General features: G+C 66.0%; 18 protein-coding genes. 7 read left to right on the forward strand and 11 right to left on the reverse strand.

Annotated elements, in window-relative coordinates; all coding sequences use genetic code 11:
* The first annotated feature begins 114 nt into the window (after positions 1 to 114).
* From UC32_RS04470 to UC32_RS04480, 3 genes are all read left to right on the forward strand, one after another.
* Complete coding sequence (locus tag UC32_RS04470; protein ID WP_013599688.1) at positions 115 to 318, forward strand: cold-shock protein; 204 nt, start codon at positions 115 to 117, stop codon at positions 316 to 318.
* Between the two features lie 129 nt (positions 319 to 447).
* A complete protein-coding gene (locus tag UC32_RS04475; RefSeq protein WP_045730049.1) occupies positions 448 to 768 on the forward strand; it encodes a hypothetical protein in 321 nt (106 codons plus the stop codon).
* A 78-nt stretch (positions 769 to 846) separates the two neighbouring features.
* Positions 847 to 1,632 (forward strand): MerR family transcriptional regulator, encoded by a 786-nt coding sequence (locus UC32_RS04480; RefSeq protein ID WP_045730050.1) that lies wholly within the window; start codon positions 847 to 849, stop codon positions 1,630 to 1,632.
* Positions 1,633 to 1,649: 17 nt separating this feature from the next.
* Here the strand turns inward: UC32_RS04480 and UC32_RS04485 are convergent, their stop codons facing one another.
* Entirely contained in the window at positions 1,650 to 2,840 is a 1,191-nt protein-coding gene (locus tag UC32_RS04485) for an acyl-CoA dehydrogenase family protein (RefSeq protein ID WP_045730051.1), read from the reverse strand.
* 66 nt (positions 2,841 to 2,906) lie between these two features.
* Between UC32_RS04485 and UC32_RS04490 the strand changes: the two genes are divergently transcribed.
* Positions 2,907 to 3,419: a MarR family winged helix-turn-helix transcriptional regulator gene (locus UC32_RS04490; protein ID WP_045730052.1), complete on the forward strand. Its 513-nt coding sequence runs from the start codon at positions 2,907 to 2,909 to the stop codon at positions 3,417 to 3,419.
* Between the two features lie 6 nt (positions 3,420 to 3,425).
* On the opposite strand, the gene UC32_RS04495 is transcribed toward UC32_RS04490, so the two are convergent.
* Together UC32_RS04495 and UC32_RS04500 are read right to left on the reverse strand one after the other, a co-directional pair.
* Positions 3,426 to 4,079 (reverse strand): DedA family protein, encoded by a 654-nt coding sequence (locus tag UC32_RS04495; protein WP_045730053.1) that lies wholly within the window; start codon positions 4,077 to 4,079, stop codon positions 3,426 to 3,428.
* Positions 4,080 to 4,176: 97 nt separating this feature from the next.
* The gene (locus UC32_RS04500; protein WP_045730054.1) at positions 4,177 to 4,773 is read right to left on the reverse strand and encodes a helix-turn-helix domain-containing protein; all 597 of its coding nucleotides are present in this window, start codon (positions 4,771 to 4,773) and stop codon (positions 4,177 to 4,179) included.
* Positions 4,774 to 4,839: 66 nt separating this feature from the next.
* Here UC32_RS04500 and UC32_RS04505 point away from each other — a divergent pair, with 66 nt between their 5' ends.
* Positions 4,840 to 5,814, forward strand: coding sequence for an NAD(P)/FAD-dependent oxidoreductase (locus UC32_RS04505; protein WP_045730055.1), 975 nt, complete (start codon positions 4,840 to 4,842; stop codon positions 5,812 to 5,814).
* On the opposite strand, the gene UC32_RS04510 is transcribed toward UC32_RS04505, so the two are convergent.
* From UC32_RS04510 to UC32_RS04525, 4 genes are read right to left on the reverse strand one after another with little or no spacing between them, the layout of a single operon-like run.
* Entirely contained in the window at positions 5,801 to 6,577 is a 777-nt protein-coding gene (locus tag UC32_RS04510) for an enoyl-CoA hydratase (RefSeq protein WP_045730056.1), read from the reverse strand. The two genes, UC32_RS04505 and UC32_RS04510, sit on opposite strands and share 14 nt — an antisense overlap.
* Complete coding sequence (mmsB, locus tag UC32_RS04515) at positions 6,574 to 7,533, reverse strand: 3-hydroxyisobutyrate dehydrogenase (RefSeq protein ID WP_045730057.1); 960 nt, start codon at positions 7,531 to 7,533, stop codon at positions 6,574 to 6,576. The genes UC32_RS04510 and mmsB overlap by 4 nt, the downstream gene beginning before the upstream one ends.
* Complete coding sequence (locus UC32_RS04520) at positions 7,526 to 8,641, reverse strand: enoyl-CoA hydratase/isomerase family protein (protein WP_045730058.1); 1,116 nt, start codon at positions 8,639 to 8,641, stop codon at positions 7,526 to 7,528. Before UC32_RS04520 ends, mmsB begins: the two co-directional genes overlap by 8 nt.
* Positions 8,641 to 10,140: a CoA-acylating methylmalonate-semialdehyde dehydrogenase gene (locus UC32_RS04525; protein WP_045730059.1), complete on the reverse strand. Its 1,500-nt coding sequence runs from the start codon at positions 10,138 to 10,140 to the stop codon at positions 8,641 to 8,643. The genes UC32_RS04520 and UC32_RS04525 overlap by 1 nt, the downstream gene beginning before the upstream one ends.
* 197 nt (positions 10,141 to 10,337) lie before the next feature.
* Between UC32_RS04525 and UC32_RS04530 the strand changes: the two genes are divergently transcribed.
* Together UC32_RS04530 and UC32_RS04535 are read left to right on the forward strand one after the other, a co-directional pair.
* Positions 10,338 to 11,144 carry an exodeoxyribonuclease III gene (locus tag UC32_RS04530; RefSeq protein WP_045730060.1) on the forward strand — a complete coding sequence of 269 codons (807 nt, stop codon included), beginning with the start codon at positions 10,338 to 10,340 and terminating at the stop codon, positions 11,142 to 11,144.
* Between the two features lie 34 nt (positions 11,145 to 11,178).
* Positions 11,179 to 12,072 (forward strand): hypothetical protein, encoded by an 894-nt coding sequence (locus tag UC32_RS04535; RefSeq protein ID WP_045730098.1) that lies wholly within the window; start codon positions 11,179 to 11,181, stop codon positions 12,070 to 12,072.
* Positions 12,073 to 12,115: 43 nt separating this feature from the next.
* Here UC32_RS04535 and UC32_RS04540 read toward each other — a convergent pair whose 3' ends face one another.
* From UC32_RS04540 to UC32_RS04555, 4 genes are all read right to left on the reverse strand, one after another.
* Positions 12,116 to 13,168, reverse strand: coding sequence for a LacI family DNA-binding transcriptional regulator (locus UC32_RS04540; RefSeq protein WP_045730061.1), 1,053 nt, complete (start codon positions 13,166 to 13,168; stop codon positions 12,116 to 12,118).
* A gap of 128 nt (positions 13,169 to 13,296) precedes the next feature.
* Positions 13,297 to 13,545, reverse strand: coding sequence for a hypothetical protein (locus UC32_RS04545; RefSeq protein ID WP_045730062.1), 249 nt, complete (start codon positions 13,543 to 13,545; stop codon positions 13,297 to 13,299).
* A complete protein-coding gene (locus UC32_RS04550; protein WP_015935849.1) occupies positions 13,542 to 14,438 on the reverse strand; it encodes a carbohydrate ABC transporter permease in 897 nt (298 codons plus the stop codon). The genes UC32_RS04545 and UC32_RS04550 overlap by 4 nt, the downstream gene beginning before the upstream one ends.
* On the reverse strand, positions 14,435 to 15,472 hold the full coding sequence (locus UC32_RS04555) for a carbohydrate ABC transporter permease (RefSeq protein ID WP_045730063.1): 1,038 nt from the start codon (positions 15,470 to 15,472) through the stop codon (positions 14,435 to 14,437). The genes UC32_RS04550 and UC32_RS04555 overlap by 4 nt, the downstream gene beginning before the upstream one ends.
* Positions 15,473 to 15,477: the final 5 nt, after the last annotated feature.

The following is a 15,477-nucleotide window of genomic DNA, read 5'->3' on the forward strand; positions in this document are numbered from 1 at the left end:
TTACCCTTGCAACAGGGCGTTTCGCCCCGTACGTTGGGACTGCGGGGGACGTTCTTCGCACACCCCGGGCTGAAATCCGGGGAGAGAATCAGAGTCACATGAAGGAATGCAGCCATGGCAACAGGCACAGTTAAATGGTTCAACGCCGAAAAGGGTTTTGGCTTCATTGCCCCCGATGACGGGTCCGCTGACGTTTTCGCCCACTACTCGGCAATCGCCAGCAGCGGTTACCGCTCACTGGACGAGAACCAGAAGGTCGAATTCGATGTGACCCAGGGCCCCAAGGGCCCGCAGGCAGAGAACATCCGCCCGCTCTAAGTCTTACGGCCGGCCCGGTCTCCCGGATCAGCCAGCAGCGGCCCCGCCAACCTCGGGTTGGCTGGGCCGCTGTTTTAGTTACGCCTGCCGCCCGCCCATAACTTCCGGCGCCTTTGGGATACTTGACCTATGACCGGCAAGGAAGAGGACAGGGATCCCTGGGAGGAGTTCGAAAGGCTCGGTCCCGGAATTCCGGACCGCATCCCCGGCCAGCCCGGCGGCGAACCCCACGGCTTCGGTTTCCGTACCGGCGTGCGCAGCGCCCGCGTCGCCGTCGGCTTCGCTGTTTACGCCCTGGCCCTGGGCACCATCCTGGTCCTGACCGGCTGCGTTTTCTTCGTTGCCCGCCAGCAATGGCTGCTGGCCGGACTCATGGTCCTGATCGAGGCCGTCTTCGTTTTCTCTTTCACCCGATTGGTGGCCCAGGCCCGTCACCGCCGCACCCGCTGACGACCCGCGCAACCCTTCTTGGTTACCGTTCGCGTTCCCCCTTGACCTTGACGCTGCGTCAACCTCTACGCTCGAAGCATGGAAGCAACCGGGGAGGACCGGGCCGGCGACTGGCCCATCCAGGACGTAGCCAGGATGGCGGGAACCACCAGCCGTACCCTTCGCCACTATGACGACATCGGCCTGCTGAAGCCCAGCAGGGTGGGCAGCAACGGTTACCGCTACTACGACGGCGGAGCACTCCTGCAGTTACAGCGGATCCTGCTCCTCCGGGAGCTGGGCCTGGGCCTGCCGGCTATCGCCGAAGTCTTCCAGCACCAGACGGACCCCGTCCGGGCACTGACCCGCCACCTTGAGTGGCTGGGCCAGGAACAGGACCGCTTGGCCCGGCAAGTCCGGTCCGTCCGCCAAACCATCGAAACAGTGCAACAAGGAGGAGAGCTCGTGGCAGAGAAGATGTTTGATGGCTTCGACCACACGCAGTACAAGGACGAAGTGGAAGAACGGTGGGGCAAGGACGCCTACGCGAAAAGTGACGCGTGGTGGCGCGGAATGGACGGGGAGGAGAAGCGGTCGTGGAAGTCCCGCGCCGAGGAACTTGGCAGGGACTGGCTGGCCACAGCCGGCTCGGGGGCAGCACCCGGCAGCGCCGAAGCCCAGGACGTGGCCGCCCGGCACGTGGCGTGGCTGCGATCCATCCCGGGAACGCCCGCGGCCGAGGCCGGTGGAGACATCAAAGGCTACGTCGCTGGCCTGGCGGACATGTACGTGGCAGATCCACGGTTCGCCGCCAACTACGGGGGCGAGGCCGGAGCCACCTTTGTTCGGGACGCTCTGCGGACCTACGCGGACCGAAACCTCTAGCAGTGCCGGCGGGCGGCCTAGGTGAACGCCTGGATTCCCGTGACGGCCCTTCCAACCAGCAACGAGTTGATCTCGTAGGTGCCCTCGTACGTGTACAGGATCTCGGCGTCCGCGAAGAGCTTGGCCATTTCGTGGTCGCTGGTGATTCCGTTGCCGCCCAGCAGCGAGCGCCCCATCGCCACGGAGGCCCTGGCTAGCCTGGTGGTGGTGGCCTTGGCCATGGCTGCCTGTGCCATCTCCAGCAGCCCGTCCTCCTGGAGCCGGGCCAGCTGCACCATCAGGGCCAGCGAAGCGGCAGCGTTCCCCAGGATGTCCGCGAGCTGCTGCTGGACCAGCTGGAAACCCGCCAGTTCCCTGCCGAACTGGCGGCGGTCCAGCGTGTAGCTGCGGGCCACATCGAAGGCAGCGAACTGAATGCCGGCGGCCTGCCAGCCCACCCAGGCCCGGGAGTCCCTGAGCAACGCGTTGGCTGAGGCGAAGCTTGACGCGCCGGGCAGGAGGTTGGCCGCGGGCAGGCGTACGTCCTCCAGCCTGATGTCGGCATTTTGCATGATCCGCAGGCCGATCTTGTGGTCAATCCTGGCGGCGGAGTAGCCGGGCCGGTCCGTTTCCACGAGGAAGCACTTGAGGTGTCCGTCAGACGTGTCCCGGGCCCAGACCAGGGCAACGTCGGCAACAGTCCCGCTGCCGATCCAGCGTTTAGTTCCGTTGAGGATCCACTCGCCGCCGTCCCGCCGGGCGGTGGTTTCGAGCCCGCGTGAAATGTCGGAGCCGTGGCCGGGCTCCGTGAGGGCGAAAGCTCCCAGCTGTGCAAAAGTCCTCAGTCCCGGGAGCCACCTGCGCTTCTGTTCACCTGAGCCCAACTGGTGGATGGTGCCCACGATGAGTTCGTTATGGATACCGGCCAGGGCGGAAAGAGAGACGTCGGCCCTGGCCAGTTCCAGGTACATGAGGCCTTTGAACAGGGCGGAACTGCCGTCGAGCTGCAGCTCTCCCAGCCCGCGGGCGCCCATCCCGGCCACTACATCGCGAGGAAATTCTTCCCGGTTCCAGTATCCGATGGAGGCGGGCCTGACGGTGGACTGCAGGTAGCTCCGGATATCGGCGTACCTGGCCTGCTCCATGGAGGAAAGGAGCCGCACGATGTGCAGGAGATCCGCGTCCGGATAGGGAATCTCCGCCGGGCCGTCATGGGAGTGTCCGGGCATCACGCTTCCCTTCCAAACGGTTGGATGTCCTAGTATATTCACAGGATTTCCGGAAAGGGGCTGGCTATGGGCACACCGTTATCCCGGGATCCGATTGCCGAAGCCCGGCGGAACTGGGAGGACCACGGCTGGTCCGATGTCGCGGCACCCATGGCCGCCATCACGGCGATTATGCGGACCCAGCAGATCCTGCTGGCCAGGATTGAATCCGTCCTCAAGCCGTTTGGCCTGACCTTCGCCCGGTACGAACTGCTGGCCCTCTTGAGCTTCACCCGGAAGGGCGCCCTGCCGATGAACAAGGCGAGCGCCCTGCTTCAGGTCCACCCGACGTCGGTCACCAACGCCGTGGACCGGTTGGAGCGAGCGGGCCTGGTGGCCCGCTCACCGCACCCCACGGACGGCCGAACCACCCTGGTGGGGCTCACTGCGGAAGGCCATACCGTAGCCCAGCGTTCGACCTCGGCCCTCAACAGCCAGGTCTTCAGCGAGCCGGGATTTCCGCCGGGGGATGTTGACGCACTGATCCGGATCCTGGGCGACTTCCGCAGGAGTGCCGGCGACTTTGAGGAAATGCCGTAACCATGGTCAGCGGTTCACCTTCACACGCCTGACCCGCCGGACCACCAGCCACACCAGGGCGATGCCGAGGGCCGCGTAGACGGCGTAGTTCAAATACTTCGAGTAGCCCTCAATCAGGTGGTACTGCGTTCCCAGCAGGTGCCCGAACCCGATCAGGGCCCCGTTCCACAGTGCGCTGCCGGCCAGGGTGAAGACGGAGAAGGTGAGAAGCGGCATCGCCGCCGCCCCGGCAGGAAGCGAGATCAGGCTGCGGACGCCGGGCAGGAGCCGGCCAAAGAAGATCGAGGACTTACCGTGACGGGTGAACCAGCCTGCAGCCTTTTCGAAGTCCTCACGGTCCACCAGCGGCAGTTTCGACAGGCCGCGGATGGACCGCTCCAGCCCCAGTTTGGCGCCGAGCCAGTACAGGAGGAGGGCGCCGAGGTAGGCGCCCAGCGTACTGGTGACGAAGATGAGCCCCAGGTTCAGGGAGCCCTGTTTGGCGAGATAGCCGGCCAGCGGGAGGATTACTTCGCTGGGTATGGGCGGGACCACGGTCTCGGCAAGGGTGAAGGCGCCCACGCCCCATTCGCCGAGGTTCTCGATCACTTGGGCCGCTGCACCCACCAGCCCGCCCAGGCCTTCCGCTGCGCCCGTTCCATCTGCCGCTGTTGCCCACATAGGCCGTTCCCCCGATTTCCCCTGCGTTCCGCGACCATATCCCTGAAGGTCCTTTTTACCGTACGGACCTGAACGCCCGCTGGCAGCGTGGTGGGGGCTACATCCCCGTGGCTTTTCCGGCCGCCGGGCGGGCCCGGACGTGCATACGCTCGCCTTGGGAGCCAAACAGGCTCAGGAACTCCACGGCCTGGCCATCGGCCCGGCCGAACCAGTGCGGCACCCGGGTATCGAATTCCACTGCTTCGCCCGCCCCCAGGACCAGGTCCCGGGCGCCCAGGACCATCCGCAGTTTGCCGTTCAGCACATAGAGCCACTCGTAACCCTCATGGACCTGCGGGTTCGGTTGCTCCGCCGGCCCGGCGGGAACGATGTGCTTGTACGCCTGGATACCGCCCGGCTTCCGCGTCAGGGGAATGATGGTCATGCCGTGGGCGGTCAGGGGGCGCAGATGTACCCTCGGGTCCCCCGTGGCAGGAGCCCCGACCAATTCGTCGAGGGGCACCTGGTGGGCCTGCGCGAGGGGAAGCAGCAGTTCGAGGTTGGGCCGCCGCTGGCCCGATTCGAGCCTGGAGAGCGTGCTGACGGAAATGCCCGTTGCCTCTGCGAGCGCGGTCAGGGTGACATCCCTGCGCAGGCGTAGGGCCTTCAGCCGCGGGCCGACGGCTGCCAGGACGTCGTCGAGGTTCTCATCCATTCGGCCATTTTGCCATACCGGCAAAATACTTTGCCAAGAATTGGGGGCGGGAAGCACGATGAATGCATGACTGAACAGAACCCCTTTTACGATGTGCTGGTAATTGGCGGCGGGGCCGCTGGCCTGAGCGCCGCCCTGATGCTCGGCCGGACGCGCCGCCGCGTGGCGGTGGTGGACAGCGGTGAGCCCCGCAACGCCCCGGCGCACGGTGTGCACGGCTTCCTGTCACGCGACGGGATCAGCCCGGCAGAACTCCTCGCCACCGGCCGCGACCAGGCGCGGCACTATGGCGCGGACATCATCAACGGCACGGTGGTGGCTGCCGGAGGCGGCGTCGAGCAGGGCTTCGAGATAACGCTCGACGACGGCCGGCTGCTTCGCGGGCGGCGGCTCCTGATCACCACGGGCCTGGTGGACGAACTGCCGGACATCCCCGGCCTGCGCGAGCGCTGGGGCCGGGACGTGCTGCATTGCCCGTTCTGCCATGGATGGGAGGTCCGGGACCGGGCCATCGGCGTTCTGGGCACCGGCCCGTGGTCTGTGCACCAGGCCCTGCTGTTCCGGCAATGGAGCAGCAACATCACCCTGTTCCTCAGCGACGTGGTGGAGCCTTCGGAGGACGAACTCGAGCAGTTGGCTGCCCGTGGCGTCAAGGTGGTTCCCGGTGCCGTCGAGACCGTGCGGGTCCAGGGCGATGCGCTCAAGTCCGTGGTGCTGGCGGGCGGCCCGGAGGTAGCCGTGGACGCCCTCGTGGTGGGTACGCGGGTGCACGCCCGCCTCGACGCATTCAGCGGTCTTGGCCTGGCTGCGGTTCCCCATCCCCTGGGCATCGGAGACTATCTGGAAACTGATGCCGAGGGCGCCACGTCAGTTCCCGGGGTCTGGGCCGCCGGCAATGTCACGGACATGAGGGCGCAGGTCCTGGCGTCTGCGGCTGCCGCGTCCTGGACCGCGGTGATCATCAACAACTCCCTCATGGCCGAGGAAATGGAACGCGACCTCACGGCCTACCGGGAGTCGCTGGCCGTTACCGGTGCTTGAACTCCGGTTCGCGCTTCTCCGAAAACGCCGCCATGCCTTCCTTCTGGTCCTCGGTGGCGAACAGCGAATGGAAGAGCCGGCGCTCAAACAGGACACCCTGGGCCAGCCCGGTTTCGAAGGCGGCGTTCACGGCTTCCTTGGCAACCATCGCCACCGGCTTTGATTTGCCGGCGATTACTTCGGCGGCTTTGAGGGCTTCGGCCACCACGTCCTCGGCGGGCACCACGCGGGACACCAGGCCGGACCGTTCGGCTTCGTCGGCTCCGATGAACCGCCCGGTAAGGATCAGGTCCATGGCTTTGGCCTTGCCCACAGCCCGGGTGAGCCGCTGCGAGCCGCCCATGCCGGGAAGGACGCCGAGGTTGATTTCGGGCTGGCCGAACTTGGCATTGTCCCCGGCGATGAGGAGGTCGCACATCATGGCCAGTTCGCAGCCGCCGCCCAGGGCAAACCCGGATACGGCAGCGACGGTGGGGATCCGGAGCCGGGTGAAATCCTCCCAGCCGCGGAACCAGTCAGCGGCGTACATGTCCATGTAGCCCTGGGCAGCCATCTCCTTGATGTCGGCGCCGGCCGCGAAGGCCTTTCCGGAGCCGGTGATCACCACGGCACCGGTTCCGGGATCTGAGTCCATGGCACTGACGGCGTGCACCAGTTCCTCCAGGGTGGCCTTGTTCAGGGCATTCAGCGCCTGGGGCCGGTTAAGCGTCACCAGCCCCACCCTGCCGCGCTGTTCCACCAGGATGTTGGCGTACTCCGTCATTCAGGACTCCCGTCGTCGTGCGCTGTTGCGGTCTTGTGCGGCGCGGTGCCGGACTTCTCGCGGATGTCGTTGATGATCGCGGAGAAGTCCTGTCCGGCGCCGCCCCCTGCCGCAAACGTATCGTAGATTTCCGCGGCAAGCGGGCCCATCCGGCCGGCAACCCCGGTGCTGTGCAGGGCGTTCAGGGCAAGGTTGAGGTCCTTGGCCATGAGCGCGCCGGCGAATCCCGGCTGGTAATCGCGGTTGGCTGGACTGGTGGGAACCGGGCCGGGCACCGGGCAGTTTGTGGTCAGGGCCCAGCATTGCCCGGACGCGGCGGAGGCAACGTCGAACAGCGCCTGATGGCTGAGCCCCAGCTTCTCGCCGAGGACAAAGGCCTCGCTGACGGCGATCATCGAGACACCCAGGATCAGGTTGTTGCAGACTTTCGCCGCTTGGCCGGCTCCGTGGGCTCCGCAGTGGACGATGCGCTTGCCCATGACGTTAAGGAGGGGGCCGACGGCGTCGAAGTCCTCCGCTTCGCCGCCCACCATGAAGGTGAGTGTTCCGGCTTCGGCGCCCACCACGCCGCCGGAAACGGGAGCATCGACGGACCGGTGGCCGGCGCCGAGCGCCAGCTGCGCCGCCTCCCTGGCTTCCTCCACGTTGATGGTGGAACAGTCCAGGAACATGGTTCCGGGTGAGGCCAGCGCCAGCAGCCCCGGCTGGCCGCCGGAACCGCGGTAGGCGTCCAGGACATGCCGGCCGCTGGGGAACATGGTGAGTACCACGTCCGCTTCCGGTACGGCCTCTGCAGCACTTCCAACCACCGGGACGCCGGCGGAGCGGGCTGAGTCCACGGCCGCGGGAACCACGTCATACCCGGCCACCCGGTGCCCGGCCCTGACCAGGTTCACGGCCATCGGTCCGCCCATGTGCCCCAGCCCCAGGAACGCCACGCTATAGGTGTCAGGCACTGTCAGCCTCCTTTCGTTGTGCTGCCTCCAGCTCACGCACCGGACCTGTTCCAAGGTCCAGTTCCTTGCTGCCGAGCGGTCCAAAGAAGCGTTCAACCTGCTCCGGCGACACCTCTGCCAGCGTGGGCGGCCTCCAGTGCGGGGTGCGGTCCTTGTCCACCACCTGCGCCCGGATGCCTTCCCGGAAATCGGGTGCTGCCAGGAACCGCAGGCCAACCCGGTACTCCTGGGCCAGCGCGCGGTCCAGTGGCATCCCCGCCACGCGCCGCAGCGACGCCAGCGTGACCTTGACGGACGTGGGCGACTTCGCCTCGATGGTGTCCGCAGCGCGGGACGCTTCAGCGCTGCCGTCCCCGGCCCAGGCGCGCAGCCGCCCCACGATCTCCTCCGCATCCGCGGAGTCGTAACAGCTGTCGATCCACTGCCGCTGCACGGCAAGTCCGGACGGCGGCGGGTCCACGGCAAAGCGTCCGACGGCGTCTTCCGGGGTTTCGTCCTCCAGCGCAGCGGTGAGTTCGTCGAGCTTATGGGACGGAACGTAGTGGTCCGCCAAGCCGAGGAACAGGGCGTCGGAACCGTCGAGGTGCGCCCCGGTGAGGGCGGCGTGGGTTCCCGCCTGCCCCGGTGCGCCGGACAGCAAAAGCGTCCCGCCGACGTCGGGCGCAAACCCAATGGTGGTTTCCGGCATGCCGGTCCTGGTCCGCTCGGTGACCACGCGGACCGAGCCGTGTGCCGAGATTCCCACGCCACCGCCCAACACCAGCCCGTCCATCAGCGCGACATAGGGCTTCGGGTACCGGGAGATCAGGTAATTCAGCCGGTACTCGGCCTGCCAGAAATCCGCAGTGTCGTCTCCACCCCGGAGCATGTCACGGTAAATCGCAACGATGTCTCCCCCGGCGCACAAACCCCGCCCGCCGGCGCCCTGCACCAGGACCGTGCTGACACTGCCGTCCTCCGCCCACTCACTGAGCTGCCGCAGCAGTGCCTCCACCATCCCGGCGGTGAGCGCGTTGACGGCTCTGGGCCGGTTGAGCGTTGCCACCGCCAGCCGGCCGCGCCGGGAAAAGAGCACTTCCGCTTCAGGGGTGGCGGCCGTTTCCGTCATCAGCTTCCTTCCGGCATCACGAAGCTGGCTCCGTGGCGTATTCCCGAGGGCCACCGTGTGGTGACCGTTTTGGTCTTCGTATAAAAGCGGAAGGCGTCCGCGCCGTGCTGGTTCAGGTCCCCGAAGCCGGAGGCCTTCCAGCCGCCGAAGGTGTAGTACGCCAACGGCACCGGAATGGGAACATTGACGCCCACCATGCCCACGTCCACCCTGGTGGCGAAATCCCGGGCGGAGTCGCCGTCGCGCGTGAAGATGGCCACGCCGTTGCCGAACGGGTTGTCGGTGCAGAGCCGGAGGGCTTGGTCGTAATCGGCGGCGCGGACCACGCTCAGGACCGGGCCGAAGATTTCGTTGCGGTAGATGGCCATGTCCGGGGTGACGTGGTCGAAGAGCGTCGGCCCCACCCAGAAACCGCCGGGGTAGCCGTGGACGGTGAGGCCGCGCCCGTCGGCGAGGAGGGTGGCGCCGTCGTCCACGCCCGAACTGATGAGTCCCTCGATACGGTCCCTCGCGGCTGCGGACACCACTGGCCCGAAGTCCGTGCCGACGCCGAGGCTGTGCCCTACCGTCAGCTTCCGGACGCGTTCTTCCAGCCGGGCCACCAGCCGGTTGGCGGTGTCCTCCCCCACCGGAACAGCCACGGAAATGGCCATGCAGCGCTCTCCTGCCGAGCCGTAGCCTGAGCCAATGAGGGCATCTGCCGCCTGGTCCAGGTCGGCGTCCGGCATCACCACCATGTGGTTCTTGGCCCCGCCGAAGCACTGGGCCCGCTTTCCGTGGGCGGCCGCCGTGGCGTAGATGTACTGGGCGATGGGGGTGGAGCCCACAAAACCGACTGCTTTTACGCGGGGATCCTCGAGGAGGGCGTCCACGGCTTCCTTATCCCCGTTCACCACGCTGAAGACATCATCCGGAACACCCGCCTCGCTGTACAGTTCCGCGAGCCGCAGCGGCACCGAGGGGTCCCGTTCCGAAGGTTTGAGCACGAAGGCGTTGCCGGCGGCGAGGGCGGGGCCGGACTTCCAGAGCGGGATCATGGCGGGAAAATTGAATGGGGTGATGCCGGCCACCACGCCCAGCGGTTGCCGCAGCGAGTGGATGTCGATGCCTTGGCCGGCATCGCTGGAGAACTCGCCTTTGAGCAGGTGTGGCGCGCCGGCGGCAAACTCCACCACCTCCAGGCCACGTTGGATATCACCGACGGAGTCGGCAAGGGTCTTGCCGTGTTCGGACGACAGCAACCTGGCCAGCCCGTCCATGTTCCGGTTCACCAGGTCTACGAACTTCAGCAGGATCCGGCCCCGCCGCTGGGGGTTCAGTGCCGCCCATTCCGGCTGCGCCTCCGCGGCGGCGGCCACCGCGGACCGCACTTCGTCCCTGTCCGCGAGCGGCAGGCGTGCCTGGATTCCGCCGGTGCACGGGTCAAAAACGTCACCAAACCGTCCGGAGGTTCCGCCGGTGTGGCGGCCGCCGATGTAATGGGAAAGCTCGCGCACCATGGCTGGATGCCCCTTCGCATGTGATCCGGCTTCTAGTGACCCAGGTCATTCTGGTTGCGAATATACTCGGACTTCCTACTAAATTCCATCGCGCCCGCCGGGGGCCAGTACGCCCCGCTCCGCTCTGCCTGAGGCCGGCGCACCGGCGTTACCGGTTGCTTTACCCGTGGTGCGGCAGCCACGGTAAGTTAGGAGGCGTGAAGATAGCTACTTGGAATGTGAACTCGCTCCGTGCCCGCGCCGACCGTGTTGAAGCCTGGCTCCAGCGCAGCGACTGCGACGTCCTGGCCATCCAGGAAACGAAGTGCAAGGACGACAACTTTCCCTGGGAGCTCTTCGAACGTATGGGCTACGAGGTGGCGCATTTCGGAGTGAACCAGTGGAACGGCGTGGCCATCGCCTCCCGTGTGGGGCTGGAGGACGTGGAGCGCACGTTCCTGGACCAGCCGGCCTTCGGCAAGGCGGGCAAGGACCCGGTGCAGGAGGCACGCGCCATGGCCGCCACCTGCGGCGGCGTCCGGATCTGGAGCCTGTACATCCCTAACGGACGCTCCCTGGATGACGAACACATGCCCTACAAGCTCAAGTGGCTCGAGAGCCTCAAGACCCACGCCCAGGGCCTGGTAGCCGAGAATCCCGAGGCCCAGGTGGCGCTGATGGGTGACTGGAACATCGCCCCTTTCGACGAGGACGTCTGGGACATCGATCTCTTCGTCAACAACCGGTACACCCACGTCAGCCCGCCGGAGCGCGCCGCCTTCCACGCGTTCGAAACTGCCGGATTCACAGACGTCGTCCGGCCGTACACTCCCGGCCCCGGCGTCTACACCTACTGGGACTACACGCAGCTGCGCTTCCCCAAGAAGGAGGGCATGCGGATCGACTTCGTCCTGGCCTCGAAGGCTTTGGCCTCGCGGGTTACCGGCGCCTCCATCGACCGGGAAGAACGCAAAGGCAAGGGCGCATCGGACCATGCCCCCGTGCTGGTGGAACTGGCGGACTGATGACAACGTCCTGGACCCAGCCAAGGAGACCGCTGTGACGGGCAACCTCTACCGGGGCCAGGCAGGCCTGCCGTTTTCCTCCACCCTCCGCGTTTACGAACCCCTGGATGCCTTCCCGCAGGAACAGCGGAAAGCCATCCAGGCGGCCGGGGCGCGCTCTGCCTCGCGTGCCGCCGTCGAAAACGCCGAACTCCTCGCCTCGCTGGGCCGCATCACCCGGCCCGGCGGCGATCCCTTTCCCACCGGCCGCACCGATCTGGTGCGGGTCACGGCCGCCCCGGCCGCCCAACCCGGCGGGACCGCTGACGGCGACGGCGGCCCGGAGACCGAACCGGAACTCCTGTACTGCCCCAGCCAGCTGGTTCTCCGTGCCGGGCTGGCTGCCAATGCCCTGATGGAAGGGATCCACGGCCCGCTCGCGGAATTGCTGATCCCCGAGGAGCAGCGGGACAGGCACCAGGAACGCATCGACCTGGTCAAAGCGCGGGACGGTTCCACGAGGGTGCACACCAGGGCTTCGACGTGGGGCATCCCCTTCAGCTGGTTTTCGCTGTTCATGGAGTCGGACCACAAGGACGTGGTGGAGGCCGCCGGCCGGATCGTCACCGTCCGGGTGTGGGCGTCGATTACCGATGCGCTGGAACGTGCCCGCTACGCCGTCGCCAACCTTGCGCTGGCCGCCCCGGACCTCGACATGCTGGACGACCTGGCCCAGCTGACCGAGTGGCTGGAGCAGTTCCATGTGGAGTCGATGATTGAACTGGACTACGGATCCGTAGCGGACAAGGTCTATCCGGACGACTCCCCCACGGACATCAGGCTCGGTATCGAATGCCTGGCAGAGGGCGACATGACCGGCGCGGCTGCGGCCTACCGCAGGCTGGCCTCGCGCTGGATCCCCATCCGGCAGTTGGCCCGCGCCTCCTGATTTCCGGGGGCCTTCCCGCCCGGGCGTTCCGGCCGGGGACCGGTCAATGCAGGGGCGGCGCGGTGGTCCTCCGGACCATCAGTTCGTGCGGCGCGACGGCGGACTGCACCGCCCCTTCCTGTCCATCCAGTTCATCAAGAAGCATCTTGGTGGCCAGTTCCGCCTGCTCGTCCGGCCGCTGCCCCACCGTTGTCAGGCCCATGGCTTCGGCGAAATCGTGGTTGTCGATACCCACCACGGACAGGTCAGCGGGGACGTTGACGCCGATCCGGGCGGCCTCGAAGATGACGCCCATGGCCATCTCATCCGACGCGCAGAAGATTGCGGTGGGCTTGGCCTCGGACCCGGACCACAGCCGCCGGAATGCTTCCTGCCCGCTGCGGACCGTAAAGTCTCCCCATTCGTCCCATTCAGGGCGGATCTTCAGGCCGGCGGCCGTCATTACGTCCCGGAAGGCCAGGATGCGGACCCTGGGAACATCGAAGTTCAGGTCTGTTTCGTCATCGCCATGGAGGAGGGCGATGTCCCGGTGGCCGAGGTCGATAAGGTGCCGGACAGCCGTGGAAGCAGCGGCGTAGTCATCGATGCCGATGTAGGCGCACTCCTCGACGTGCCCGCCCACCACCACCAGGGGGATGTCGATTTTTTGCAGGTGGTCCAGCTCTTCCGGGGTCAGCGCCATACAAAGGACCAGGAGGGCGTCGATCTGCTTGTAGACCATGGTCTTGCTGAAGAGCCGTTCCCGGTTGCTGCCGTGGCCGCCCAGGTTGAACAGCGAGAGGTTGTACTGCCGGGCATGGAGTTCCCGGTCGGCCCCCTCGATGGCCTTGGAAAAGAACCAGCGGCTGACGAACGGGGCGAGCACACCGATGGTTTTGGTCCTCCCCGTGGCGAGCCCCGAGGCCGACGACGACGCCACGTAACCGAGGTTTCCTGCGACTTCCAGGATCTTCTCCCGGGTGGCCGGCGAGACCCTGGGAAGGCCACGTACGGCCCGGGACACCGTGGCAGTTGAGACACCGGCCGCGGCGGCAACGTCCTCGATACTGACACCGTTATGGCCGCCCCGCTGGGCTCTCTCTGTTGTGCGTGCCACGGTGTCCCCTCAATAACTCCTTGCAGCGTAAGGCTGTCCGCCCTGCGTTACCCCCAAGACTTTCGTATTTTCGCATTCTGCGTGGATGCGGTGTTAACCGCGCAGGACGTGCCACCTTCTGTGACCGGCTACCTGCGGTCCGGCAGTTTCCGGCGGAGGCGGATCATGCCGTAGAGCGCCAGGAGGCTTGCCAGCAACCCCAGGGCCCAGCCCAGGGCGGGTTGCGCGGTCACTTCCATCCAGACGGTGACTACCAGCAGGACCAGGGCCCAGAAGCCGAGGAACCCGATGATGATGTCGAAGTCTTCGCCCGAACGGACGCGGCGGCGTGTGCTTCCCGCTCCCGGAGTCCGGGAACGGGAAGCATCGCCCGTCACTTGACTGCACCTGCCGTCAGGCCGGCAACAATCTTGCGCTGGAAGACCAGCACCAGGATCACCAGCGGAATGGTGACAATGGTGCCCGCGGCCATGATCGCCGTGTACGGGATCTGGTTCGGCTGCGCACCCGCGAAGCTGGCAATGGCAACGGTAACCGGCTGGGTCCGTTCATTCGACAGCTGGCTGGCAATCAGGAATTCATTCCACGAGGAGATGAACGCCAGGATGGCCGTCGTGAAGATGGCCGGAGCGGCCAGCGGCATGATCACCTTGCGGAACGCCTGTCCCTGTGTGCAACCGTCCACGCGGGCAGACTCTTCCAACTCCCAGGGCATCTCACGGAAGAAGGACGTCAGCGTGTAGACGGTCAGCGGCAGCACGAACGAGATGTTCGGGATGATCAGCGCCTGGTAGGTGCCCATCCAGCCGATGTTCGTGAAGAGCTGGAACAGCGGGGTGATCAGGGCAACACCCGGGAACATGGAGGCGCCCAGGATGAACCCCAGTACCAGGTACTTGAACCGGAAGTTGAGCCGGGCCAGCGCGTATGCGGCAAATACGCCGATGACGAGCGACACCACCGTGACAGTGACGCCAATGATGATGCTGTTCAGCAGTGCTTGGCCAAACTTGTTGCCAAACGAGGTGTCGAACGCGGTAAGGAAGTTATCCAGCGTGACATGCGTTGGCCACGGCGTCGTGTCGTAGGTGAAGCCCACTTCGCGGAATGCCGTCACTACCATCCAGTACGCGGGCGCCAGGCACCAGATCAGGATGACGGCGGCGCTGATGTAGGTCCTGGCGCTCGCCCACCTTTCCCGGTTCTGGGCGGTCTTGCGCGCGGCGTTCTGGTCCACCCGCACCCCGGCGGGAGCACTTGCGGTTGTCATTTCTTCCCCTTACCGGTTGCGCCGCTTTGTTCCACCACATTGGCGCCCAGGAACCGGACGAAAATGAACGCCACCAGGAAGATGATGATGAACGTAATGGTGGACAACGCCGCCGCTGAGTTGAACCCTTGCCTGATCTGGTTGATCACCAGGATGGACAGTGTGGTGGTGTTGTTGGCACCGCCGGTGAGGATGTACGGCAGGTCGAACATCCTCAGCGCATCAAGGGTACGGAACAGGATGGCGACCATCAGCGCGGGCTTGACCAGTGGCAGCGTAATCAGGCGGAAGCGCTGCCAGGCACTGGCACCGTCCACCTTTGATGCCTCGTAGACCTCGGCCGGAATCATCTGCAGGCCCGCCAGGATCAGCAGCGCCATGAAGGGTGTGGTTTTCCAGGTGTCGGCGATGATGACTGCCCACTTGGCGGGCCACTCACTGCCCGTCCACAGGATGGAGACGTTGAACAGTTTGTTGATGATGCCGTTGAAGTCGAACATGAACAGCCACAGCTGCGCGGTGACGGCGGTGGGAATGGCCCAGGGCACCAGGACGGCCGCGCGGACCAGGCTGCGGCCCTTGAAGGTCCGCGCCATGATCATGGCCATCCAGAAGCCCAGAATTGTCTCCAAGGCGACGGTCACCACGGTAAAGAAGAAGGTGGTGGCTGTCGCGGACCAGAACTGGCCGCCGAGGGTGCCCGGCGGGCAAGCAACTGTTCCGCCACCCTGGGCGGCGCACTGCTGCCCCAACCAATTCACGTAGTTCTGGATGCCGGCAGAGCCGCCGTCCGTGAATAGACCCGTGACGGGATCGAGCCCGGCGTCCTTCTGGAACGACATCACGATCGCGCTAATGATCGGGTACACGATCACGATGGCCAGCGCGACGACAGTCGGAGCAAGCAGCCAGGTGGCCCACCTGCCCTGGCTGGCAATCCTGTTGTCTTCACCTACCCCTTTGGGCCCGTGGTGGGCCGGGGCGGCGCCCGACGCCGGTTGCTTAACCGGCGTCGGGCCCAATTCGGTAGCCATGGCTT

Origin of the sequence: Pseudarthrobacter chlorophenolicus (genome assembly GCF_000962805.1) — a bacterium.
Taxonomy (GTDB): domain Bacteria; phylum Actinomycetota; class Actinomycetes; order Actinomycetales; family Micrococcaceae; genus Arthrobacter; species Arthrobacter chlorophenolicus_A.

Excerpts from the sequence above, each read along its gene's own strand:
- UC32_RS04470 (WP_013599688.1), top strand. The coding sequence starts at position 115 with ATGGCAACAGGCACAGTTAAATGGTTCAACGCCGAAAAGGGTTTTGGC.
- UC32_RS04475 (WP_045730049.1), top strand. The coding sequence starts at position 448 with ATGACCGGCAAGGAAGAGGACAGGGATCCCTGGGAGGAGTTCGAAAGG.
- UC32_RS04480 (WP_045730050.1), top strand. The coding sequence starts at position 847 with ATGGAAGCAACCGGGGAGGACCGGGCCGGCGACTGGCCCATCCAGGAC.
- UC32_RS04485 (WP_045730051.1), bottom strand. The coding sequence starts at position 2,840 with ATGCCCGGACACTCCCATGACGGCCCGGCGGAGATTCCCTATCCGGAC.
- UC32_RS04490 (WP_045730052.1), top strand. The coding sequence starts at position 2,907 with ATGGGCACACCGTTATCCCGGGATCCGATTGCCGAAGCCCGGCGGAAC.
- UC32_RS04495 (WP_045730053.1), bottom strand. The coding sequence starts at position 4,079 with ATGTGGGCAACAGCGGCAGATGGAACGGGCGCAGCGGAAGGCCTGGGC.
- UC32_RS04500 (WP_045730054.1), bottom strand. The coding sequence starts at position 4,773 with ATGGATGAGAACCTCGACGACGTCCTGGCAGCCGTCGGCCCGCGGCTG.
- UC32_RS04505 (WP_045730055.1), top strand. The coding sequence starts at position 4,840 with ATGACTGAACAGAACCCCTTTTACGATGTGCTGGTAATTGGCGGCGGG.
- UC32_RS04510 (WP_045730056.1), bottom strand. The coding sequence starts at position 6,577 with ATGACGGAGTACGCCAACATCCTGGTGGAACAGCGCGGCAGGGTGGGG.
- UC32_RS04520 (WP_045730058.1), bottom strand. The coding sequence starts at position 8,641 with ATGACGGAAACGGCCGCCACCCCTGAAGCGGAAGTGCTCTTTTCCCGG.
- UC32_RS04525 (WP_045730059.1), bottom strand. The coding sequence starts at position 10,140 with ATGGTGCGCGAGCTTTCCCATTACATCGGCGGCCGCCACACCGGCGGA.
- UC32_RS04550 (WP_015935849.1), bottom strand. The coding sequence starts at position 14,438 with ATGACAACCGCAAGTGCTCCCGCCGGGGTGCGGGTGGACCAGAACGCC.
- UC32_RS04555 (WP_045730063.1), bottom strand. The coding sequence starts at position 15,472 with ATGGCTACCGAATTGGGCCCGACGCCGGTTAAGCAACCGGCGTCGGGC.